The organism is Scardovia wiggsiae F0424 (genome assembly GCF_000269605.1).
In the GTDB taxonomy this organism is placed as follows: Bacteria; Actinomycetota; Actinomycetes; order Actinomycetales; family Bifidobacteriaceae; genus Scardovia; species Scardovia wiggsiae.
Map to the genome: position 1 here is coordinate 1,115,487 of NZ_AKCI01000001.1, position 19,936 is coordinate 1,135,422.

23 protein-coding genes, 1 tRNA gene and 1 pseudogene are annotated in these 19,936 nt (G+C 53.9%); all 25 read right to left on the bottom strand.

Annotated elements, in window-relative coordinates; genetic code table 11:
• Nucleotides 1–6: 6 nt before the first annotated feature.
• Complete coding sequence (gene rpoB / locus HMPREF9156_RS0104950) at nucleotides 7–3,582, bottom strand: DNA-directed RNA polymerase subunit beta (RefSeq protein ID WP_007147680.1); 3,576 nt, start codon at nucleotides 3,580–3,582, stop codon at nucleotides 7–9.
• 258 nt (nucleotides 3,583–3,840) lie between these two features.
• Nucleotides 3,841–3,926 (bottom strand) — tRNA-Ser (locus tag HMPREF9156_RS0104955).
• 82 nt (nucleotides 3,927–4,008) lie between these two features.
• On the bottom strand, nucleotides 4,009–4,764 hold the full coding sequence (locus HMPREF9156_RS0104960; protein WP_007147681.1) for an ABC transporter permease: 756 nt from the start codon (nucleotides 4,762–4,764) through the stop codon (nucleotides 4,009–4,011).
• Nucleotides 4,764–5,573, bottom strand: a complete 810-nt coding sequence (locus tag HMPREF9156_RS0104965; RefSeq protein ID WP_007147682.1) for an ABC transporter ATP-binding protein — start codon at nucleotides 5,571–5,573, stop codon at nucleotides 4,764–4,766. Before HMPREF9156_RS0104965 ends, HMPREF9156_RS0104960 begins: the two co-directional genes overlap by 1 nt.
• 130 nt (nucleotides 5,574–5,703) lie before the next feature.
• On the bottom strand, nucleotides 5,704–6,696 hold the full coding sequence (locus tag HMPREF9156_RS0104970; protein WP_007147683.1) for a tRNA pseudouridine synthase A: 993 nt from the start codon (nucleotides 6,694–6,696) through the stop codon (nucleotides 5,704–5,706).
• A 448-nt stretch (nucleotides 6,697–7,144) separates the two neighbouring features.
• Nucleotides 7,145–7,588: pseudogene (rplQ, locus tag HMPREF9156_RS07275) on the bottom strand (50S ribosomal protein L17); the annotation flags it as partial.
• 73 nt (nucleotides 7,589–7,661) lie between these two features.
• On the bottom strand, nucleotides 7,662–8,657 hold the full coding sequence (locus tag HMPREF9156_RS0104980; RefSeq protein ID WP_007147685.1) for a DNA-directed RNA polymerase subunit alpha: 996 nt from the start codon (nucleotides 8,655–8,657) through the stop codon (nucleotides 7,662–7,664).
• A gap of 77 nt (nucleotides 8,658–8,734) precedes the next feature.
• Nucleotides 8,735–9,133 carry a 30S ribosomal protein S11 gene (gene rpsK, locus HMPREF9156_RS0104985; protein WP_007147686.1) on the bottom strand — a complete coding sequence of 133 codons (399 nt, stop codon included), beginning with the start codon at nucleotides 9,131–9,133 and terminating at the stop codon, nucleotides 8,735–8,737.
• Between the two features lie 70 nt (nucleotides 9,134–9,203).
• On the bottom strand, nucleotides 9,204–9,578 hold the full coding sequence (rpsM, locus tag HMPREF9156_RS0104990) for a 30S ribosomal protein S13 (RefSeq protein ID WP_007147687.1): 375 nt from the start codon (nucleotides 9,576–9,578) through the stop codon (nucleotides 9,204–9,206).
• Between the two features lie 121 nt (nucleotides 9,579–9,699).
• Nucleotides 9,700–9,813 carry a 50S ribosomal protein L36 gene (gene rpmJ, locus HMPREF9156_RS07065; RefSeq protein WP_006291230.1) on the bottom strand — a complete coding sequence of 38 codons (114 nt, stop codon included), beginning with the start codon at nucleotides 9,811–9,813 and terminating at the stop codon, nucleotides 9,700–9,702.
• Nucleotides 9,814–9,863: 50 nt separating this feature from the next.
• Nucleotides 9,864–10,082, bottom strand: coding sequence for a translation initiation factor IF-1 (gene infA, locus HMPREF9156_RS0104995; protein WP_007147688.1), 219 nt, complete (start codon nucleotides 10,080–10,082; stop codon nucleotides 9,864–9,866).
• A gap of 151 nt (nucleotides 10,083–10,233) precedes the next feature.
• On the bottom strand, nucleotides 10,234–10,923 hold the full coding sequence (locus HMPREF9156_RS0105000; RefSeq protein WP_007147689.1) for a LemA family protein: 690 nt from the start codon (nucleotides 10,921–10,923) through the stop codon (nucleotides 10,234–10,236).
• Nucleotides 10,924–10,991: 68 nt separating this feature from the next.
• The gene (locus HMPREF9156_RS0105005; protein ID WP_007147690.1) at nucleotides 10,992–13,310 is read right to left on the bottom strand and encodes a DUF2207 domain-containing protein; all 2,319 of its coding nucleotides are present in this window, start codon (nucleotides 13,308–13,310) and stop codon (nucleotides 10,992–10,994) included.
• A gap of 88 nt (nucleotides 13,311–13,398) precedes the next feature.
• Complete coding sequence (locus HMPREF9156_RS0105010; RefSeq protein WP_007147691.1) at nucleotides 13,399–13,962, bottom strand: adenylate kinase; 564 nt, start codon at nucleotides 13,960–13,962, stop codon at nucleotides 13,399–13,401.
• A 144-nt stretch (nucleotides 13,963–14,106) separates the two neighbouring features.
• Nucleotides 14,107–15,447, bottom strand: a complete 1,341-nt coding sequence (secY, locus tag HMPREF9156_RS0105015; protein WP_007147692.1) for a preprotein translocase subunit SecY — start codon at nucleotides 15,445–15,447, stop codon at nucleotides 14,107–14,109.
• Nucleotides 15,448–15,611: 164 nt separating this feature from the next.
• Nucleotides 15,612–16,073 (bottom strand): 50S ribosomal protein L15, encoded by a 462-nt coding sequence (rplO, locus tag HMPREF9156_RS0105020; protein WP_007147693.1) that lies wholly within the window; start codon nucleotides 16,071–16,073, stop codon nucleotides 15,612–15,614.
• 2 nt (nucleotides 16,074–16,075) lie between these two features.
• Complete coding sequence (rpmD, locus tag HMPREF9156_RS0105025; protein WP_007147694.1) at nucleotides 16,076–16,267, bottom strand: 50S ribosomal protein L30; 192 nt, start codon at nucleotides 16,265–16,267, stop codon at nucleotides 16,076–16,078.
• Complete coding sequence (rpsE, locus tag HMPREF9156_RS0105030; RefSeq protein ID WP_007147695.1) at nucleotides 16,267–17,016, bottom strand: 30S ribosomal protein S5; 750 nt, start codon at nucleotides 17,014–17,016, stop codon at nucleotides 16,267–16,269. Before rpsE ends, rpmD begins: the two co-directional genes overlap by 1 nt.
• A complete protein-coding gene (rplR, locus tag HMPREF9156_RS0105035; protein ID WP_007147696.1) occupies nucleotides 17,013–17,384 on the bottom strand; it encodes a 50S ribosomal protein L18 in 372 nt (123 codons plus the stop codon). Before rplR ends, rpsE begins: the two co-directional genes overlap by 4 nt.
• Nucleotides 17,384–17,923 (bottom strand): 50S ribosomal protein L6, encoded by a 540-nt coding sequence (gene rplF / locus HMPREF9156_RS0105040; RefSeq protein WP_007147697.1) that lies wholly within the window; start codon nucleotides 17,921–17,923, stop codon nucleotides 17,384–17,386. The genes rplR and rplF overlap by 1 nt, the downstream gene beginning before the upstream one ends.
• Nucleotides 17,924–17,935: 12 nt before the next feature.
• Nucleotides 17,936–18,334: a 30S ribosomal protein S8 gene (gene rpsH, locus HMPREF9156_RS0105045; RefSeq protein ID WP_007147698.1), complete on the bottom strand. Its 399-nt coding sequence runs from the start codon at nucleotides 18,332–18,334 to the stop codon at nucleotides 17,936–17,938.
• 80 nt (nucleotides 18,335–18,414) lie between these two features.
• Nucleotides 18,415–18,600 carry a type Z 30S ribosomal protein S14 gene (locus tag HMPREF9156_RS0105050; RefSeq protein WP_007147699.1) on the bottom strand — a complete coding sequence of 62 codons (186 nt, stop codon included), beginning with the start codon at nucleotides 18,598–18,600 and terminating at the stop codon, nucleotides 18,415–18,417.
• 1 nt (nucleotide 18,601) lies between these two features.
• Entirely contained in the window at nucleotides 18,602–19,171 is a 570-nt protein-coding gene (rplE, locus tag HMPREF9156_RS0105055; protein ID WP_007147700.1) for a 50S ribosomal protein L5, read from the bottom strand.
• Nucleotides 19,168–19,503, bottom strand: coding sequence for a 50S ribosomal protein L24 (rplX, locus tag HMPREF9156_RS0105060; RefSeq protein ID WP_007147701.1), 336 nt, complete (start codon nucleotides 19,501–19,503; stop codon nucleotides 19,168–19,170). The genes rplE and rplX overlap by 4 nt, the downstream gene beginning before the upstream one ends.
• A complete protein-coding gene (gene rplN / locus HMPREF9156_RS0105065; protein ID WP_007147702.1) occupies nucleotides 19,503–19,871 on the bottom strand; it encodes a 50S ribosomal protein L14 in 369 nt (122 codons plus the stop codon). Before rplN ends, rplX begins: the two co-directional genes overlap by 1 nt.
• Between the last annotated feature and the right edge of the window lie 65 nt (nucleotides 19,872–19,936).

Below are 19,936 nucleotides of genomic sequence, written 5' to 3' on the forward strand. Positions count from 1 at the left end.
GCAGGCTCAGAAGCCTGCACCTGCGGGTTCACCGGCTTCAACAGTGTCATTCGCTGCCATGGAGGCATCCGGACGGGCACCGATATTGAAACCGAGGTCGTCAGTTTCAGATTGAGGATCGTCATCTTCCTCCTTCATGTCGATTACCTGCCCTTCGGCATTCAGTACTTCAACATTCAGGGACAGGGACTGCATTTCCTTAAGCAAAACTTTGAAGGATTCAGGTATCCCGGCCGGAGGGAGGTTATCCCCCTTGACAATAGAACCATATGCGCGTACGCGGCCATCAACATCATCGGACTTGGTGGTCATCATCTCATGCAGGGTATATGCCGCACCGTATGCCTCAAGCGCCCACACTTCCATTTCGCCGAAACGCTGGCCGCCGAACTGGGCTTTACCGCCCAGCGGCTGCTGAGTGATCATGGAGTACGGGCCTGTGGACCGTGCATGAATCTTGTCATCAACAAGGTGATGCAGTTTGAGCATATACATATAGCCCACCGAAATAGGCTTCGGGAAAGGTTCGCCTGTACGGCCGTCAAACAGCTGTGCCTTGCCGTCATCGCCAACAAGATAGTTGCCGTCACGGTCCGGGAGCGTCGTGTGGAGAAGGCCGTGCATGGCATCTGTACGCACACCGTCGAAAACAGGTGTTGCCACATGGCTGTTAGGCCCGCCCTTTTCAGCGCCGGCGGGTATATGCTTCTTCCATTCAGCTTCCAGATCCGGATCAATACTAATATCCCAGCCGGAATGCGCGATCCATCCAAGATGGAGTTCAAGCACCTGGCCCAGGTTCATTCGGCTCGGCACACCAAGCGGATTGAGCATAATGTCAATAGGGGTGCCGTCCGCCAGGAACGGCATATCTTCTTCAGGGAGTATGCGGGAGATAACACCTTTATTCCCGTGCCGCCCGGAGAGTTTATCGCCCTGGGTGATCTTACGGTGCTGCGCAACATAAACGCGGATCATCTGGTTGACGCCGGTCGGCAGCTCATCGCCTTCCTCCTCGGCTTCTTCCTTGGTAATCTCTTTAATGGAGATCACAGTACCGCGTTCACCATGAGGCACCCTCAGGGAGGTATCGCGAACTTCGCGGCTCTTCTCGCCAAAGATTGCACGCAGCAGGCGCTCTTCAGGGGTAAGCTCGGTCTCGCCCTTAGGCGTTACTTTGCCTACGAGAATATCGCCGGCCTCGACTTCAGCGCCGATCCTGATGATCCCGCGCTCGTCAAGGTTAGCAACCGCATCCTCAGAAACGTTGGGAAGGTCGCGGGTGATCTCTTCAGCACCAAGCTTGGTTTCGCGGGCATCGATCTCGAACTCTTCAATATGGATCGAGCTCAGCGTATCATCGCGTACCAGACGCTGCGAGATGATCACAGCATCTTCGTAGTTATAACCGTTCCACGGCATAAAAGCAACGAGGAGGTTCTTGCCCAGCGCCATCTCACCCTGGTCAGTAGCAGGGCCGTCAGCAAGCACAGAGCCTTTCTCCACGCGCTCACCCTTAGCAACCAGCGGTACCTGGTTGTAGCAGGTCATCTGGTTTGAACGCTGGAACTTGGTCAGCTTGTAGCTTGATGTGGTACCGTCATCATTCATAGTGCGGACAAGGTCAGCTGCTACATAGGTAACTACGCCGTCCTTATCAGCGATAACAACATCGCCTGAATCTACCGCTGCGCTCCATTCGCCGCCTGTACCGACAAGCGGGCGCTCGGATTTCACCAGCGGGACGGCCTGGCGCTGCATGTTGGCACCCATCAGGGCGCGGTGCCCTTCATCATGCTCAAGGAACGGGATCAGCGAAGACCCTACGGATACCATCTGGCGCGGCGAGACGTCCATATAATCGACCTGGTTTACAGGCACATCTTCTGCTTCAGCGTCATCGTCGCGGACAAGTGCATTCCTGGTAAGGAAATCGCCGTTGGCGTCAAGTTCCTGGTTAGCCTGGGCAATAACATGCCCATGCTCCTGGTCAGCAGTCATATAGACGACATCATTCGTGACATGCCCGTTTTCGACCTTACGGTACGGGGTCTCAATGAAACCGAACGGATTGATGCGCGCAAATGTAGACAGGCATCCGATAAGGCCGATATTCGGGCCTTCAGGGGATTCGATAGGGCACATACGCCCGAAATGGGAAGGATGGACATCGCGCACTTCCATAGACGCGCGGTCACGCGACAAACCGCCGGGGCCGAGGGCGGACAGGCGGCGCTTGTTGGTCACGCTCGCCAGCGGGTTGTTCTGGTCAAGGAACTGCGACAGCTGGGATGTTCCGAAGAACTCTTTGATAGTTGCAGCTACCGGGCGGATATTCAGAAGGGACTGGGGGGTTATCGCCTCAGGGTCCTGGGTCGTCATACGCTCGCGGGCTACACGTTCCATACGGGACAGGCCCGTACGCAGCTGTGTCTGGATCAGCTCGCCCACCTGGCGGATACGGCGGTTGCCGAAATTATCAATATCATCCGTATCTACAGCAAGCTCGATATTCTTGCCGTCACGCCGCCCGGGGAAAGTATCCTTCCCGTCATGCAGGGTCACGAGATATTTCATCGTTGCAAGGATATCTTCGCGGGTAAGGCTGCGGTTCTGATAATCAGTGTCAAGTCCAAGCTTGCGGTTGATCTTGTACCGCCCAACGCGGGCCAGATCATAACGCTTGTTGTTGAAATAGAAGGACTCCAGAAGATTACGCCCGGCTTCAGGGGTAGCTGTGTCCCCCGGGCGGATACGGCGGTAAAGCTCAGTCAGGGCCTGGTCCTGTGTGATCTCAGGCTCCTTGGACAGTGCCTCCATGACCAGCGGATAATCTTTGAAAGCCTCGGCGATCTCACTGCGGGTCATGCCTATAGCCTGAAGGAAGACTACAGCAGACTGCTTGCGCTTGCGGTCAATACGGACGCCGAGCACATCACGCTTGTCTATCTCGAACTCGAGCCATGCGCCGCGGCTCGGGATAATCTTCGCATCGAAAACTTCCTTATCCGATGTCCTGTCAGGGGTACGGCCAAAGTAAACACCCGGGGAACGTACCAGCTGGGATACGATAACGCGCTCGGTCCCACCGATAATAAAGGTGCCGTGCTTGGTCATCAGCGGGAAATCACCCATAAAAACGGTCTGTGACTTGATCTCGCCAGTATCATAATTCGTGAATTCCGCATTCACATACAGCGGGGCGGAATACGTCTGATCTTTTTCGCGGCATTCCTGGACAGTGTGGCGCGGCTCTTCAAAATAGGGGTCAGAGAAAGTCAGGGACATAGTCTGGGCAAAGTTTTCGACCGGGGAAATCTCATCGAAAACTTCCTGCAGGCCGGAGATATGCCCAACGGTATACGTACCGTTTTTCTCATCTTCTTCAACACATTTCTTCCAGCGCTCATTGCCTACCAGCCAGTCGAAACTGTTCGTCTGCACCCCCAGGAGGTCGGGGACAGAGATAGGTTCGCGGATAGATCCAAAATTAATGCGATCAGTTGCTTTACGGAGCTCAATATCATGCTCATCGGCATGGGCAAAAGGAGCCGCAGCACTTTGTTTCTTCTTCGCAGCCAAGGATATTCCTTCGTTTACTGTATTTCTGATTACCTATTTGCAAACGCAGGCGACGAGCCGCTATATACTTCATCGCGGGCGTAAGCGAGAGTGCCCGCAATATGACACTTCTCAAAACATAACAATACTAGCAGAGCATGCAGACCAGTCAAGATCCCGCGGGGTTTTATGCTCCGGGGAAAAGAGGGCAGCGTAGCCCTGGCTATATATAAACACTGCTGTGGACCCCGGCTGATGCCGCGGCCCACAGCATACGTGCGGATGATGAGAGATTCGAACTCTCGGAGGTATTGAGCCTCACACGATTTCGAGTCGTGCTCCTTCGACCGCTCGGACAATCATCCAAATACTGCCGCAGCCCCAACGGCTGCACGGCACGACATACTATTATGCCACACCCTCACAACTTCACTGGTCCCCGGAATGTCAGTACCGCATATTGATCCCTGTTTTTCTGCCGTGCCGGATAATAACGGTAAACAGGGCATATCCGATAAGTATATAGGCAGCACTCTGAGCGGCAGCAGCCAGCCACTGTGCAGCAGATATGCCGGATGAGAATGATTCCTGCACAAGCTGGTAGCCATACTGGAGCGGCAGTACGCGCCCTATCCAAATTACCGGTGCAGGCAGGGCATCCAGCGGCACCACTATCCCCGACAGGAACATCAGCACATACGTAAACAGGTCCGAATACGCCTGCGTCCTCGTATAGACCACAGTGAGGGCCGCAGCAATAAGGGTGAAACCGAACAGACCGCATAAAATAATGATTATCAGCCCGGCACTGCTCCAGTTCAGGCCCATGGGGATACGCAGCACCGCGAACAGCACTGCGATAAATACTGCGTCGATCATAACTGAGGCCAGCACCCATGTGAGAGTTTTCACAATAATCTGCCTGAGCAGCGACACAGGCCTGAGCATAAGCTGGGTGAACGTGCCGTCCTGCTTATCTGTCGAGATCGATATGCTCGCCTCGGTAATCATTGTTGATGCTGAGGCCCACAGGAAATAGCCGGCCCATGCTGCGGGGTTCGATCTGGCATCTGTCGATAAAGCAAACATGGCTATAAGCATCCCCGTCAGGACAAGGCCGGAAATATAATTGCTCAGATATTTCCTTGTTTCACACCCGTAACGGTGGAATTCCGCAGCCAGCAGCAGCGCGAATTTACGCATTATCTTCCGTCCTCCCCTTCCATGTCATTGATATTGCCATCATTGTCAAAAATATCCAGGAGTATCTGTTCAAGCGTCCGTCCCCCGGCTCCCCCGCTGCCGCCGGATACCCCAGAAGGGCTGTGGGTACGGATAAATTCCTGATAGTCCCCCGACCATCTTACTGTGCCTTGTGAAATCAGGACAATATCATCAGCGAGGTCTTCTATCACCTCAGACTGGTGCGAAGCAATAATGATCCCCACACCATGCTGGGCCAGCTGCCTGACAGCCCTCAGGAAATCGCGCTTGGCGACTACGTCCAGCCCAAGTGTAGGTTCATCAAGGATAAGCACCTCAGGCTGCGGGATCATGGCAGTGACCAGCGCCAGTTTCTGCTGGGTCCCGCGCGACCAGTCGCCTACAGGCTTATCCATATGCTCTGTCAGTTTCAGGGAATCCATAAGGCTGACGGACCGCCCTTTCACTTCCTTATGCGAGAAACCGTACAAAGCGCCCTGGTAGTACAGGTTATCCCAGCCGCTGAGGAACATATATGTCAAAGATGAATCTTCAAGTACGCATGACAGATGTGAATACAGGCTGCTCCCCCATTTGTCAAGGGGTTTCCCTTTGAATGCTACCGTCCCCGAGGTGGGGGCTATCAGTCCGCACATCATGCGCAAGGTTGTGCTTTTACCAGCCCCATTAGGGCCAAGAAGCCCAAGGATGCGCCCCGGGACGATATCCAGATCCATCCCGGAAACTGCATAATGTGCGTTGAACTCTTTAGATATAGTGCGCGCACTGAGAACACTGCTGCTGTTCATATAACCTGCCCTGTCCTGAATGGACCGCCTGTACTGCATCTATAGCGCATGAGCTGTTATGCCGGCACTATTGCCCTATACTTTCCTCCCGCATATCATAAAACGTGCTGTGTACTGCCTCCGGCATCATTCAGGCCAGCGTGCGCCTGGCCCGGACCGCATCAGCCCTTGCCTTCAGCAGGTTTTCCGCCGGATAGTTCACCCGTTCAAGGGTGAGGCCGCAAGCGGGGGCAGGACCGGTCGCCCCTTCACGCACAGGATGGGCAAGTTTCTGCCTGAACCATGCCGTATCCTTTTTGCCCATCCCTATCTGGATGCTGGCATTGACCAGCGAACGGACCATATTCCGCGCAAAAGCATCGGCAATAACGGTAAATTCAAGCAAACCGGATTCCACCGCCGTAACGGCATACGCGCTGGCCGCCTCCTCTGTGCCTTCTGCGCCCTTGCCCTCCGGCTCTGAGCCGACAGCCCGTGTCAGGCCCGGCCGGGCCTCTCCATGGTATACGGAATCCGCCAGGACGGCAGGTTTTATACGCTGCCACACGGCAAATTTGACTTCCCGGATAGTTGTGCCGCCCGGGTTCGGTGAAGCGAAAGAGCCGAAATCATGCAGGCCGACAGCATATCCCATTGCTTTATTCATTTTCTTGCTGTCAAGCCTGCAGCGGATCGGCAGGACGAACTTCCGCATCCGGGGGTCATACCGGGACGCGCTGTCTGCCACACGGTATACATATACGCGGTCGGAGGCAGAAAACCGCGCATCAAAGCCTTCGGGGGCGGGAGATATTTTCCTGACCGCGATATCAGGCGGAAGTATCCCCTGCAGACGGTATGCGAGTGCATCCCACGGTGCGTACAGGCTGCGGTCCAGATGCCCAACAGCACGGCCAAGGATATCATCATCAATATCACAGTGGCATACCTGCCCGGATGCATGCACCCCGGCATCTGTCCGCCCTGCAACGGTAAGCCCGATACCCGGCTGCCCCGCCCTGTCCAGATGGAGCACTGTATTGACAGCTGTTTCCAGTTCCCCCTGCACAGTGCGCTGGCCCCGCTGTTTCGCCCACCCATGAAAATCGGTACCGTCATATGCACAATCTATCCGCAGTCTCATACCCCATATCTTTCCATATGCGTCCGAGAATCCCGGGAATACAGCGCAGCCTGGCTCCCGGGTATATATAACAAAAACCCGGGGTATTGATCCCGGGCTTTTGTTCTAAACCGGTTTTATGGCATCCGGCCAGAGAAGGGATTTATTTATTGTCCTTCTTATCAGCCTCGCTGCCAGCATCAGATTTTTCCGTATCCTTTTTAGCCGCAGGTTTTGCAGCAGGCTTCTTCGCGGAAGCTGCCTTTTTGGCCGCAGGTTTCGCGGCAGACGGTTTTTCGGCAGAAGTTTCCTTCTTAGCTGCATCGTCAGCTTTATCAGCCTTTTTAGCAGCGGGCTTCTTAGCCGCCGGCTTTGTGCCTGCAGCCTCGGCGGTTTTATCGGACACCTTGGCATCTGCCTTTTCTGCTGCAGAAGTTTCAGCTCCGGCCTCAGGCCCTTCCTTGGCTTTGTCAGCTTCCCCAGTGTCCTCAGGGAGCTTCGCAGCAGACTTTGCAGCCGCTTCAGCTTCCTTCACCGCAGCTTTCCTGGCGGATACCGACTCTGTAACAAGCTCAATAACAGCCATCGGGGCTGAGTCTCCCTGGCGCGGAGCAATCTTAATGATGCGGGTGTAACCGCCTTCACGCTGCTCCATCTGCTGGGCGATCTCAGTGAACAGCTTGTGGACCACTGATTTATTGCGGACAATGCGAAGCACACGGCGGCGCGAATTCAGATCACCACGCTTGGCGAAGGTGATAAGGCGTTCCGCAAGCGGACGCAAACGCTTTGCCTTCGGCAGGGTAGTTTTAATCTGGCCGTGTTCATACAGGCTTGTAGCCATGTTTGCCAGCATCAGGCGTTCATGTGCCGGGCTTGAAGCCAGGCGCGGCCCTTTCTTTGGTTGTGGCATAATTCTCCTTTCCGAGGCAGGTGGGCATCAGCCCGAACATCTGCTCGGTTCTTACATTAATGATCTTACGGGTTCAGATATCTTCAGGGCTGAAGAAATTGCCGTCGTTAAGATCTATCTGGTCAAGCCCCAACGGCGACTGCTTCAAAGAAAGCCCCATACTGGTAAGCTTGTCTTTGACCTCGTCAATAGACTTCTGACCGAAATTGCGGATGTCAAGCAGATCCTGTTCGGAACGTTTGACCAGTTCGCCAATGGTGTGGATGCCTTCACGCTTCAGGCAGTTATAAGAGCGCTGAGTGAGGTTAAGGTCCTCAATAGGGACCTCCATCTGAGGATCAGCCTCTTCAACCACCGGTGCCGCACCGATTTCAACACCCTCAGCCTGGTTATTAAGCTCATGGAACAGCCCGAACAGCTCAACGAGCGTAGAACCGGCAGAAGCGACAGCATCACGGGGTGTGATGGCCGGCTTCGTCTCTACATCCACGATGAGCCTGTCAAAATCGGTACGCTGCTCCACACGGGTAGCCTCTACCTTATAGCTCACCTTAAGCACGGGGGAATAAATGGAATCAACCGGGATACGGCCGATCTCATCGTTTTCCTGCTTATTCATCTGAGCGGGCACGTATCCGCGGCCACGCTCCACTGTGAACTCAACCTCAAGTTCGCCGTCTTCAGCAAGGGTTGCAATGTGAAGGTCAGGGTTTGCAATCACTACGCCTGCAGGAGGCGTAATATCTGCCGCTGTCGCTTCGCCCTCGCCGCTTTTGCGGAGATACATAACGACTGGTTCGTCGTATTCAGAGGTGAGTACCAGTTCTTTAATATTCAAAAGAATTTCAGTAACGTCTTCTTTGACACCCGGCAGAGTTGTAAACTCGTGGAGCGCCCCGGTAAGACGGACTGATGTCACTGCTGCCCCAGGGATAGAGCTCAAAAGAGTACGGCGCAATGAGTTACCCAGTGTGTACCCAAAGCCCGGCTCCAGCGGCTCAATCGTAAAGCGTGAACGCTGCGGGGTAATTTGTTCCTCAGTAAGTGACGGACGCTGTGCAATAAGCACGTTATATCCTTTCAGCTAGATTGGCTGTGCACGTACCAATCAATGCGGGTTGGATGGTATTTCTACGTCTTAGTGCTTCAGACGCGGCGACGCTTCGGAGGGCGAACGCCATTGAATGCCTGAGGTGTACGGTCAGTAATGGAACCGACCTCCAGACCTGCAGACTGCAGGGAACGGATCGCGGTTTCACGGCCTGAACCCGGTCCCTTAACGAAAACGTCAACCTTCTTGACGCCATGTTCCTGTGCCTTACGGGCTGCCGCTTCTGCAGCCATACCCGCTGCGTAAGGCGTAGACTTACGCGAGCCCTTGAAACCTACATCACCGCCGGATGCCCAGGATACAACTGCACCGGACGGATCGGTGATAGAGATGATCGTATTGTTAAATGTTGATTTAATATGCGCCTGGCCAACAGGTACCGACTTGCGGTCCTTGCGGCGGGGTTTGCGCGAGGCTTGCTTTGTAGCTGCCATTAACCCTCGTTTCCTTTAGCGATTACGTCAGTTATAGTTTTCTATAAACTGCCGGCTCTTAAGCTCCTGCTTAAGCAGCCTTCTTCTTACCTGCAACTGTGCGCTTTGGACCTTTACGGGTACGCGCATTTGTTTTTGTACGCTGGCCGCGTACAGGCAGATGCCTGCGGTGGCGGATACCTTGATAGCAGTTGATCTGTATCTTACGACGAATATCTGCATCGATTTCACGACGCAGGTCACCCTCAATCTTGTAATTGCCTTCAAGGTAATCACGAAGCTGAATGAGCTGCTCGTCAGTCAGATCTTTGACGCGGATATCTGGTGAAACACCAGTCGCCTCGAGTGTCTCTTTTGCACGAGTACGCCCTACACCGAAAATATAGGTGAGTGCCACTTCGATGCGCTTCTCATTGGGGATGTCGACTCCGGCAAGACGTGCCATTGCGATTCCTTCTGTTCCTACGGAGATCGTGCACCTAACCGTCCGCATATGCGGCCTAAGTCTCCGTACTTAGGGTTCAGCTTCTGCTGTGGCCAGGTGCCTTACTGTGCCGCTGTGTCTGCTAGCCCTGACGCTGCTTATGACGCGGGTTTTCACAGATCACCATGACGCGGCCGTGGCGGCGGATAACGCGGCATTTCTCGCAGATCCGCTTTACACTTGGACTAACCTTCATGGCTTTCCTTTTTCTTGTATTACCTGTGTACTGCGTACATGCGTAATAAATTACTTGTATCGGTACGTAATACGTCCACGAGTCAGGTCGTAAGGGCTCATTTCCAGCACCACACGATCCTGCGGAAGGATGCGGATATAATTCTTGCGCATCTTTCCGGAAATAGTAGCCAGTACGATGTGCTTGTTCTCAAGTTCCACACGGAACATAGCATTCGGCAGAGCCTCAATGACCCGGCCTTCAACCTCAATCACATCATTTTTCGCCATATATCTCGTTTTCCTCGTTATGAATTACTATGCGTTCCCTATATGAAAACACACCAAACAAGTATAATAACATAATAAAGCGACGAACTGCATGTTACTGCGATTCGCCGCTGTGCCCAAGCCGGGGATGCCAGGCTCCGATTATCTGCTATTACTGCGCCGAGGGCGAGGGGGCGGCAGGAGCTGAGGGAGTACCATCCGGAGCTGCAGCTGCAGGGGGATCCCCTGCGCCAGGGGTATCGGAGGCATCCGGTGTGCTGCCGGTATTGAAGCTGACCTGCGGCACTTCACGGTCCCTGGCCTCAGTAACGGAGAAGCTGTCGGCCTTCTCAAAATGGAACATCCCGGCAATAATATTGGACGGGAAAACTTCCAGCCGTGTATTGTACTTCATAACAACATCATTATAGAACTGGCGGGCATAAGCAATCTTCTGCTCAAGCTCGGAAAGCTTGTTCTGCAGGTCAAGGAAATTCTGATTCGCCTTAAGCTCCGGATAATTTTCAGCAGTTGCGAGGACATTGACAATAGCACGGCCAAGCGCAGTCTCTGCAGCTGCGCGCTGGTTGACATTGCCGCTGGCCACGGCATCGCGCACGCCCGCCCGCGCCCTGGTCACCTCTTCAAAAACTGAAGATTCATGTGAAGCATATCCCTGGACAGTTGCAACAAGATTAGGGATCAGATCCGCCCGCTGCTTAAGCTGGACGTCAATCTGGGCCCAGCCATTCTTTACACGGTTGCGCAGGGCAACAAGGTTATTGTAGCCGCTTATTGCCCACAGGATAATGGCGACCACAATAACCACCACTACAATCCCAATAATTAAGCCTGTACTCATTATCACACCTATTACCTTTCAATGAGTCGGATTATATTTACCTATAGTACAGCACACCTGCTATCCGGTCAGCGGCCGCCGAAGGAACCGCCGCCTCCGCCGCCTCCGCCGCCTCCGAATCCGCCTCCGCCGGAGAACCCTCCTGAGGACCAGCCGCCTGACCCGAATCCGGAAGACCCTGATCCTGATGTGCTGTCGATAGTCTGGATAGCATCCGAGATCGTATCCCCTACGCTGCCGAGGCTGTCGCCGAACGCAGAAGCAAAATCGCCGAGGCCGCCGAAACCTGCTGACCCCAGATCATTAGCGAACCCTGACATATCGGGCGCGCCCTGGCCCCCAAACATTGTGCCGGAAGATCCGCCGCCGTAGTATCCGTACCATGCATACCCCGGCATCCAGAGCCACCGGGTAGATATCGCGTCCATAGCCGCAGCGTCAGAAAGCTGCCCGGAAGAGGTGAAAGCGCTGATCTCATCGCGCAGCTGCCTGAGCACTGCCTCAGTCATGCCGAAAGCAGCGGCATAAACGAGATACCTGTCCCACAGGACCATATCTTCAACCGAACGGTCCTTGAAGTTGCTGAAATCGCGCAGATAATTCCGCAGCCCTTCGATCTGCCTGAGATATCCCTCCCCTTTCTGGGTGGGTTTCCTGATATTCCCGTACTGATATGCGAAAACAGCGAAAAACAGCGAGACCATCCCTGCGACAACATAGTAAGCAAATGGAGCGAAAAGCTGTGACAGGACGAATATCTCAATGAACCCGGCCAGGCCGAGTATTATGCACAGCGCAGCAAGGCCAGCCGTGCCTCCTGTACTTTTGATCCGTGCGGATGCATACTCCGAAGTCAGCGAAGAATTGAACCGCCTGAGCGTACCGTTATCAACATCATGGGCACTGATGGCAGCCTTCAGCTCGCCGCTGGAAAAAGTATCAGTGCGCAGCTTTTTAGATGCCTTATACAGTATTTTCAAAAGGGCATTTTCTGTTTTGCTCAGGTTAAGGCTTGCCCACGCTGTGCTGTCCGGATCCGTTGCAGCCGGCAGCAGATGGAAAGTAAATGTTCCTTTGGCCGCCGACTTTTCATTCCCTGCGAATGCCTGCGCAATATCTGCATTCGATGCCGTGCCCAGATCCAGGTTTGCGTACACTGAGGGAGTCCCAGGGTATACCGCAATAGCCTTCTTCGATACCAGGGACAGCATCAGGGCTGAGACCTGGCGGCTGCGGGTCTTGCCTTTGGCCGATTCTCCCGTATAGTCTGCAAGGTCATCATAAATACGGGCTGCCAGGGACGGGCTTACAGGGGGCAGATCACGGTAATAATCCCCTGTCGGCGTATACCTGTTTTTGCGGAACGTAATGAAAGCTGCAATAACACAGGCGAGTGAGAGGAAAACTGCCAGCACAGCCGCAGCCCCAAGCATAACAAGCGTCAGGACAGCTTCACGCCGCCTGTTCTCGTTATATCTGTTCTCAGAATTAGTTTCCCTGGAGATAGTCTGCCGGACGGTGCTGCTGTCAGATATGCGCCGGCATTCAGCATGAGGGTTCTGGTACATAGCCACGATATCCAGGTACTGGTATGGATGTACATTCTCTGCAGTAAAGACCAGGGAATTGTCTTCACCCCGATGTTTTGCCGATTTGCCTTCAAAATGGTACCACGCCCATGACTTCGCCGTCCCCTCCGGGAAATAGAAATGCCCCTGCACATGCTTCACGGGAAGGGAGTTCTTATCATCGATAACTGACCACTGGAATTTTGCCGCATCCTTGTACTGGGAAACTGCGTTTTTGAACGTCATCTCCAGCTTATATGTGTATTCCCCGCTTGTGGTGACCGGTATATTCCAACCCAGTTCTACTTCCGTGGTCAGCGGGGTGGAGCCCGGTGCGCTTACAGCAGGAGCATCTTCAGACGAATGGTAATCACCGTAGGGGGTCCCGCCGGAGGTAGTTTTTGCGATATACCACGAGTTTGCAGCCTCACTGTCCCACGTTACGGTGCTGATCCGGTTCGTATCAGTATCTGAATAGGATTTCTCACTGTATACCTTGTTATCGGTAACGCTGCTTACCGATATATCAGTAATATCATTAGCCTGGGTGCTGTCTAATGTGAAGTGCTGGAACAGCTGCCGCCAGGTCCTCCCGCGGTCTTTGAGTTTGACGGTCACATACTCGGTGACTTTCAGATCGCCGTTCGACTGTATATGCGCCGTATAATCCATATTGGTATAGGTCATATCGCTGTTTGAGGCGCTGGCGCTTCTTGCGCGCACAAAAAGGAAGATACACCCGACCAGTGTGACTATTACAGATGCGGCCAGTGCAACAAGTGCTGCTTTCCCTAACCGCCTGCGGCTGACAGCTCCCATCTTAGCTCCAATCCTGGTTTACTGTTACTGTAAAATATCCGGTTCCAATATATCACGGACCGTACAGAAGGGGCAGGAAGGATGGCCGCTATTTATCAAGCTCGGTTATGATATCCCTGCTGATGCCGCTGATCTCGCCCACGCCGTCAACTGTGAGCAGGAGCCCGCGCTGGCGGTAGATATCCAGCAGCGGTTCTGTTTCCCTGGCATATATATCAAGCCTTTTTGCGATGACCTCAGGGGTATCATCTGCACGGCCTTCGATCTCGGCGCGCTTCAGCATACGCTCCATAAGGACATCATGATCGGCATTAAGGGCAATGACCCTGTCAAGGGTGATCCCCAGCTCGGAAAGGATGGAATCAAGGGCTTCCACCTGGGCAGCATTACGCGGATATCCGTCGAGAATCCACCCATGGGAAGCATCATCCTGGGCCAGCCGGTCTTTGATAATGGAATTAGTCACCTCATCGGGGACAAGCTCACCCTTGTCGATATAAAGCTGTGCCTGCCTGCCCAGCTCAGTCTGGTTTTTAAGGTTATAGCGGAAAATATCCCCTGTTGAAACAGCCGGGATATTGTAGTGCTCTGCAAGCAAAGCCGCCTGGGTGCCTTTCCCGACGCCCTGGGGGCCCATGATAAGAAGACGCATAATTTTCCTTTCATTCCTGTGCCGGTACTGGTATGGCACTGCTGTGCACTGCGGACTTCCGCCGCGCCCATCTGTTATGCCCAGCACGGCATATTGACAAAAGCGGTTTCAGCATGCAGCCAAAACCACTTTCCTGTTCACATCTTAATCGTTCAGTTCAGCTTTTGCACTTTCTTCATCCGCTTTAAGCAGGAACCCTTCATACTGGAACTGCTCTGTCTGGGCAGCCGCCTGGCGGAGTGTATCAAGGCCGACACCGGCGATAATCAGGATGGTTGTACCTCCGAACGGAAGCCTGGAATTCAGCTGGAGTGCCATGATCAGCACTGTCGGGACCAGGCAGACGAACAGCAGATAGAATGCGCCTACCGTGTTCAATCTGTCTACCACATACTTCAGATACTGGGATGTGGCCCTGCCTGCGCGGATACCGGGGATGAACCCGCCGTATTCCTTCATATTGTCAGCAGTCTCATCCGTATTGAAAATAATGCCGGTATAGAAGAAAGTAAAGAATATGATCATCAGCGAGTAAAGGGCAATATACCAGGTACTCGTGGTGTTGGCGAAATTGGAATTGACCCACATGACCCACTTTGACTTCGGGTCAAAGAACTGGGCTACCAGCGTCGGGAGAGCCAAAATCGAGGAAGCGAAAATCGGCGGGATAACACCTGCCATATTCACTTTGATAGGCAGATAGGTGGACGTGCCGCCGTACATTTTCCGTCCGATCATACGCCGCGTGTACTGTACCGGGATACGGCGCTGCATAAGTTCAACGTAATCTACAAAAATAAGGATAAAGATGATAACGGCTACAACAATGCCGAACTGTACCCACTGCCCCTTGATGCCGACATTCCACAGCTGCGGCAGGAAGCTGGAGCAGATAGACGTAAAGATCAGGATGGACATGCCGTTGCCGATCCCTTTATCGGTGATGAGCTCCGCCATCCACATAATAAGGCCTGTTGCACCGGTCATAATAAGGACCATCATGCTGAGATTGCCGATAGACCCGTCCGGGATCACCTGGCGGTTGCAGCGGCCGGCGAACAGCTGCCCGGAGCGGGCTGTGACCAGGATAGTCGTGGACTGCAGTACAGCAAGCCCGATAGTCAGGTACCGCGTATATTCAGTAAGCTTTGCCTCCCCTGACTGCCCCTCCTTATGAAGCTCTTCAAAACGCGGTATAACTACGCGCAGCAGCTGGATAACTATTGACGCCGTAATATACGGCATAATGCCCAGCGCAAAAATAGACAGCTGGAGCAGGGCGCCGCCCGAGAAAAGGTTGACCAGCCCTACGAAATTCTCGGTCGGGTTAGCCTGCTGCAGGGTGGTGCAGGCCCTTACTGCTGTATAGTCAACGCCTGGAGTAGGTATGGAGGAGCCTATACGGAATATGATGATCAGGAAGATCACGAAAAGGATCTTATTGCGTAATTCCCTAGTTTTTAATGCCCGAATGAGAGTTCTCACTTGGCCTCCTCTTAGCTACTGCTTTCTACAGCTTTTCACAAACACACTAGTTGCACATTATACAAAAAACATAAGACCCTCTCAACAACATAGGCATTGAGAGGGCCAATACTCCTGCTTATACGATATACAGCAAGATTCCCGGCATATTTCTGCGAAGCATCTTATTCAGCTTCAACAGAACCGCCGGCTGCTTCGATTTTCTTCACAGCGGATGCGGAAGCTCTGACACCCTTGAATGTATAGGCAGCGCTGATATCGCCGGTTCCGAGAACCTTCACCGGACGGTTCCTGCGCACTGCGCCTTTTTCAACAAGTGCTTCGACAGTGACTTCGCCGCCCTTGGGGAAAAGCTCAGCAACTTTATCAAGATTAACGACCTGGAACTCTACCTTGAAAGGGTTCCTGAAGCCGCGCAGCTTGGGAAGGCGCATGTACAGCGGAAGCTGGCCGCCTTCAAAACCTGGGCGCACCTGATAACGCGCCTTTGTACCCTTGGTACCGCGCCCGGAGGTCTTGCCCTTTGAGCCTTCGCCGCGGCCGACACGTGTGCGGGCTTTTTTCGCACCCGGTGCCGGACGCAGGTCATGCATCTGGAGGATATCTACTTCTTGTTCTTTAGCCATGGTTACGCCTCCTCAACTGTTACCAGGTGGGCTACCTTGCTAATAACACCGCGGACATTAGGATTGTCTTCGCGTACGGTGCTCTGCCCGATCTTATGGAGGCCGAGTGTACGGACACAGTCCTTCTGATACTGCTGAGAACCAGCAAGACCCTTTTTCAAAGTAATCTTAATCTGTTTCTTCTTGGTAGGCATTACTCACCGTCCTTCGCTGCTTTTGCCGCCTGGGCTTCCTCACGGGCTTTGCGCTCTTCGTCGATCCCTGCAGCCTGGTCACGAAGCAGGCGGTCAGGGGCGACTTCCTGAAGGGTCATGTTGCGGCGCGCAGCAACTTCCTGCGGCTCTTCGAGGTTCTTCAGTGCAGAAACCGTTGCACGGACTGTATTGATAGAATTGCCGGAGCCCATAGTCTTGCTCAGGATATCGGTGATACCTGCGCACTCAAGGACAGCACGCACTGCACCGCCTGCAATAACACCAGTACCTGGCGCCGCAGGGCGGAGGAGCACAGTACCTGCCGATTCATGCCCGATAATCGGGTGCGGGATAGTGCCGCGCAGCCGCGGGACTGTGAACATATGCTTTTTAGCCTCAAGCTGCCCCTTAGCAATAGCTGAAGGGACCTCGCGGGACTTCCCGTAGCCTACGCCAACAGTACCCTTGCCGTCGCCGACAACAACAAGCGCAGCGAAACTCATAGTCCGGCCGCCCTTATTAGTCTTTGACACACGGCGGATAGTAACTACGCGGTCCATAAGTTCATCACGGTTATCATCGCGGTCACGTCGCGAGCGGCGTTCACCGCGGCCACGCCCGCCGCGGCGGGATGACCTGCGCTCGCCTGAAGCCTCTGTGGCCCCATCAGCGGCAGCCGCAGAAGCCTCACCGGTATTGTGTGCGTCCACAACCTCTTCGGTTTCTTTTACAGTCTGATCATCGCTCACAGCTGCAAACCTCCTTCACGGGCGCCGTCCGCAACAGCTGCGACGCGACCATGGTATTTATTTCCGCCACGATCGAAGACTACTGCAGTGATACCTGCATCCTTCGCCTTCTTAGCCAGCAATTCGCCAACTTTCTTAGCAGCTTCAGTCTTAGTACCTTTGAATTCGCCGAAATCATTAGCCAGTGTAGACTCGCTTACCAGGGTGACCCCTTTGGTATCGTCAACGATCTGTGCGATCATATTGCGGTTCGTACGGGTAACTACAAGACGTGGGCGCTCAGGTGTGCCCGTGATCTTCTTGCGAAGCCGGGCATGGCGACGCAGGCGGGATATCTTTTTACCTTTACCGATAATAGTGACTGCCATTACTTACCAGCCTTTCCTGCCTTGCGGATGATGCGTTCATCATCATACTTGATGCCCTTGCCCTTGTACGGTTCAGGGGCACGAAGCTTGCGGATATTCGCAGCAACCTGTCCAACTGCCTGTTTATCAGTACCCTTAACGATAACCTCATTAGGATTCGGGAGCTCAAATTCTATCCCCTCGGGCGGGTTCACAGTAATAGTATGCGAATAGCCGAGAGAGAACTCGATGCCCTTGCCCTTGGCAGCAGCACGGTAACCGGTTCCGACGATCATCAGGCGCTTGCTGAATCCTTCATGAACGCCTTTAACGATGGAAGCGAGGATGGAACGGCTCAGGCCGTGCCGTGCACGGGTCGGGCGCTGGTCATCAGCTGCTTCTACAGTGATCTCGCTGCCGTCAATTTTCAGGGTAATGCCTTCGGGAAGAGTATAGCTGTCTGTCCCCTTAGGGCCTTTGGCAGTAACTACAGTCCCGTCAACCTTTACTTCTACCCCAGCCGGGATGGTGATGGGGAGCTTACCAATATGTGATGCCATCTATGCTCCTCCTTACCACACGTAGGCAACGATTTCGCCGCCAATGCCCCTGTCGAGGCATTCCTTCTGGGTCATCAGGCCGGCGCTTGTAGATATGATAGCAATACCAAGGCCTCCGAGAGGCATAGGCAAAGCGTCGGATTTTGCGTAACGGCGCAGGCCGGGCTTGGAAACCCGCTTGATGCCGTTGATGCTCTGCTCGCCGCGGGAACCATACTTGAGAGTGATCTCAAGTGTCTGTCCTACGCGCGCTTCCTTAGCTTCGAAGCCTGAAATGTAGCCTTCGCGCTTAAGGATCTCAGCAATATGTGCCTTGAATTTCGAGTATGGCATGTCCACAGTCTCATGTTTTGCCGCACTCGCATTACGCAGACGTGTAAGCATATCTGCGATTGGATCTGTCATTGTCATTTGGGCTTATGCCCTTCCTCGCCGTGGTTTCCGCCGCCCGGCACAAACAATGCCTGGCCGCGGACCTTCAGCGTCGATATTTACCAACTGGACTTCGTAACGCCTGGGAGCTCGCCGCGGTGTGCCTTTTCACGCAGGCATACACGGCAGAGGCCGAATTTACGATAAACGGAATGGGGGCGTCCGCACACCTGGCAGCGCGTGTATCCACGCACAGCGAACTTAGGCTTACGGGCCGCCTTATTCTTCAGAGCGGTTTTTGCCATTTTAGTTCTCCTTGAACGGGAATCCGAGGTGCTTCAGAAGCGACCTGGCTTCCTCATCTTCCTTGGTGTTCGTAACGACTGTAATATCCATACCACGGCGGTGGTCAATGGAATCCGGATCGATCTCATGGAACATGGACTGCTCAGTCAACCCGAAATTATAATTCCCGTTGCCGTCAAACTGCTCGCTGCTGATACCGCGGAAATCACGGATACGGGGAAGAGCAAGCGTCAGGAGGCGGTCAAGGAATTCCCACATACGGTCGCCGCGCAAAGTCACGAATGCGCCGATAGCCTGGCCTTCGCGCAGATGGAACTGTGCGACAGACTTCTTTGCATGCGTTACCTTCGGTTTCTGCCCTGTGATAAGGGTAAGGTCACGGATCGCGCCTTCGATGAGTTTGGAATCGCGGGCTGCAGCCCCGACCCCCATGGAAACTACGATCTTCTCAAGGCCTGCTACCTGCATGGGGTTGGAGTAATTGAACTCTTTCTCCAGCTCAGGCACGATTTCCTTGAGATAGCGCTCCTTAAGGCGTGGAACTGCTGGTGCTTCTACTGTAGTGCTCATGCCAGCTCCTTACCTGACTTTTTGGCAATGCGCACACGTACGCGCTTTACCTTACCGTCACGTGCTTCTTCAGTTACCTTGACACCAACGCGGGTAGGCTTGCCGCTTTCAGGGTCAATAACCATCACGTTGGAGCGGTGGATAGGAGCCTCAACGGAAATGATCCCGGACTCCTGGCCCTGCTGTGTAGCACGGACATGCTTCTTTACGATTTGAACGCCCTCGACAATAAGCCTGTTATCCGGCAGTACACGGAGGACTTTGCCTTCAGCACCGCGGTCCTTGCCGCGGATAACCTTCACCTGGTCGTTCTTCTTGATCTTGGCTACCATCAGATCACCTCCGGAGCAAGAGACACGATCTTCATGAAACGCCTGTCGCGCAATTCACGTCCGACCGGTCCGAAGATACGGGTCCCACGAGGTTCGCGGCCGTTGCCAAGAATAACAGCGGCATTCTCATCGAACTTGATATATGAGCCGTCTTTACGACGGTGTTCCTTTACTGTGCGGACGACGACAGCTTTCACCACATCGCCCTTCTTGACCGACCCGCCAGGGATTGCATCCTTGACGGAAGCGACAATGATGTCGCCGATGCCGGCATAGCGTCGCTTCGATCCGCCGAGCACGCGGATAGCCAGGATCTCCTTGGCACCCGTGTTGTCGGCAATATGAAGCCGTGATTCTGGTTGAATCATTGATTCTCCTTAGCCGAGCTGGTCCTCCTGGTACACCGCTAAGGGGTGTACCAGGAGCCTTGCCG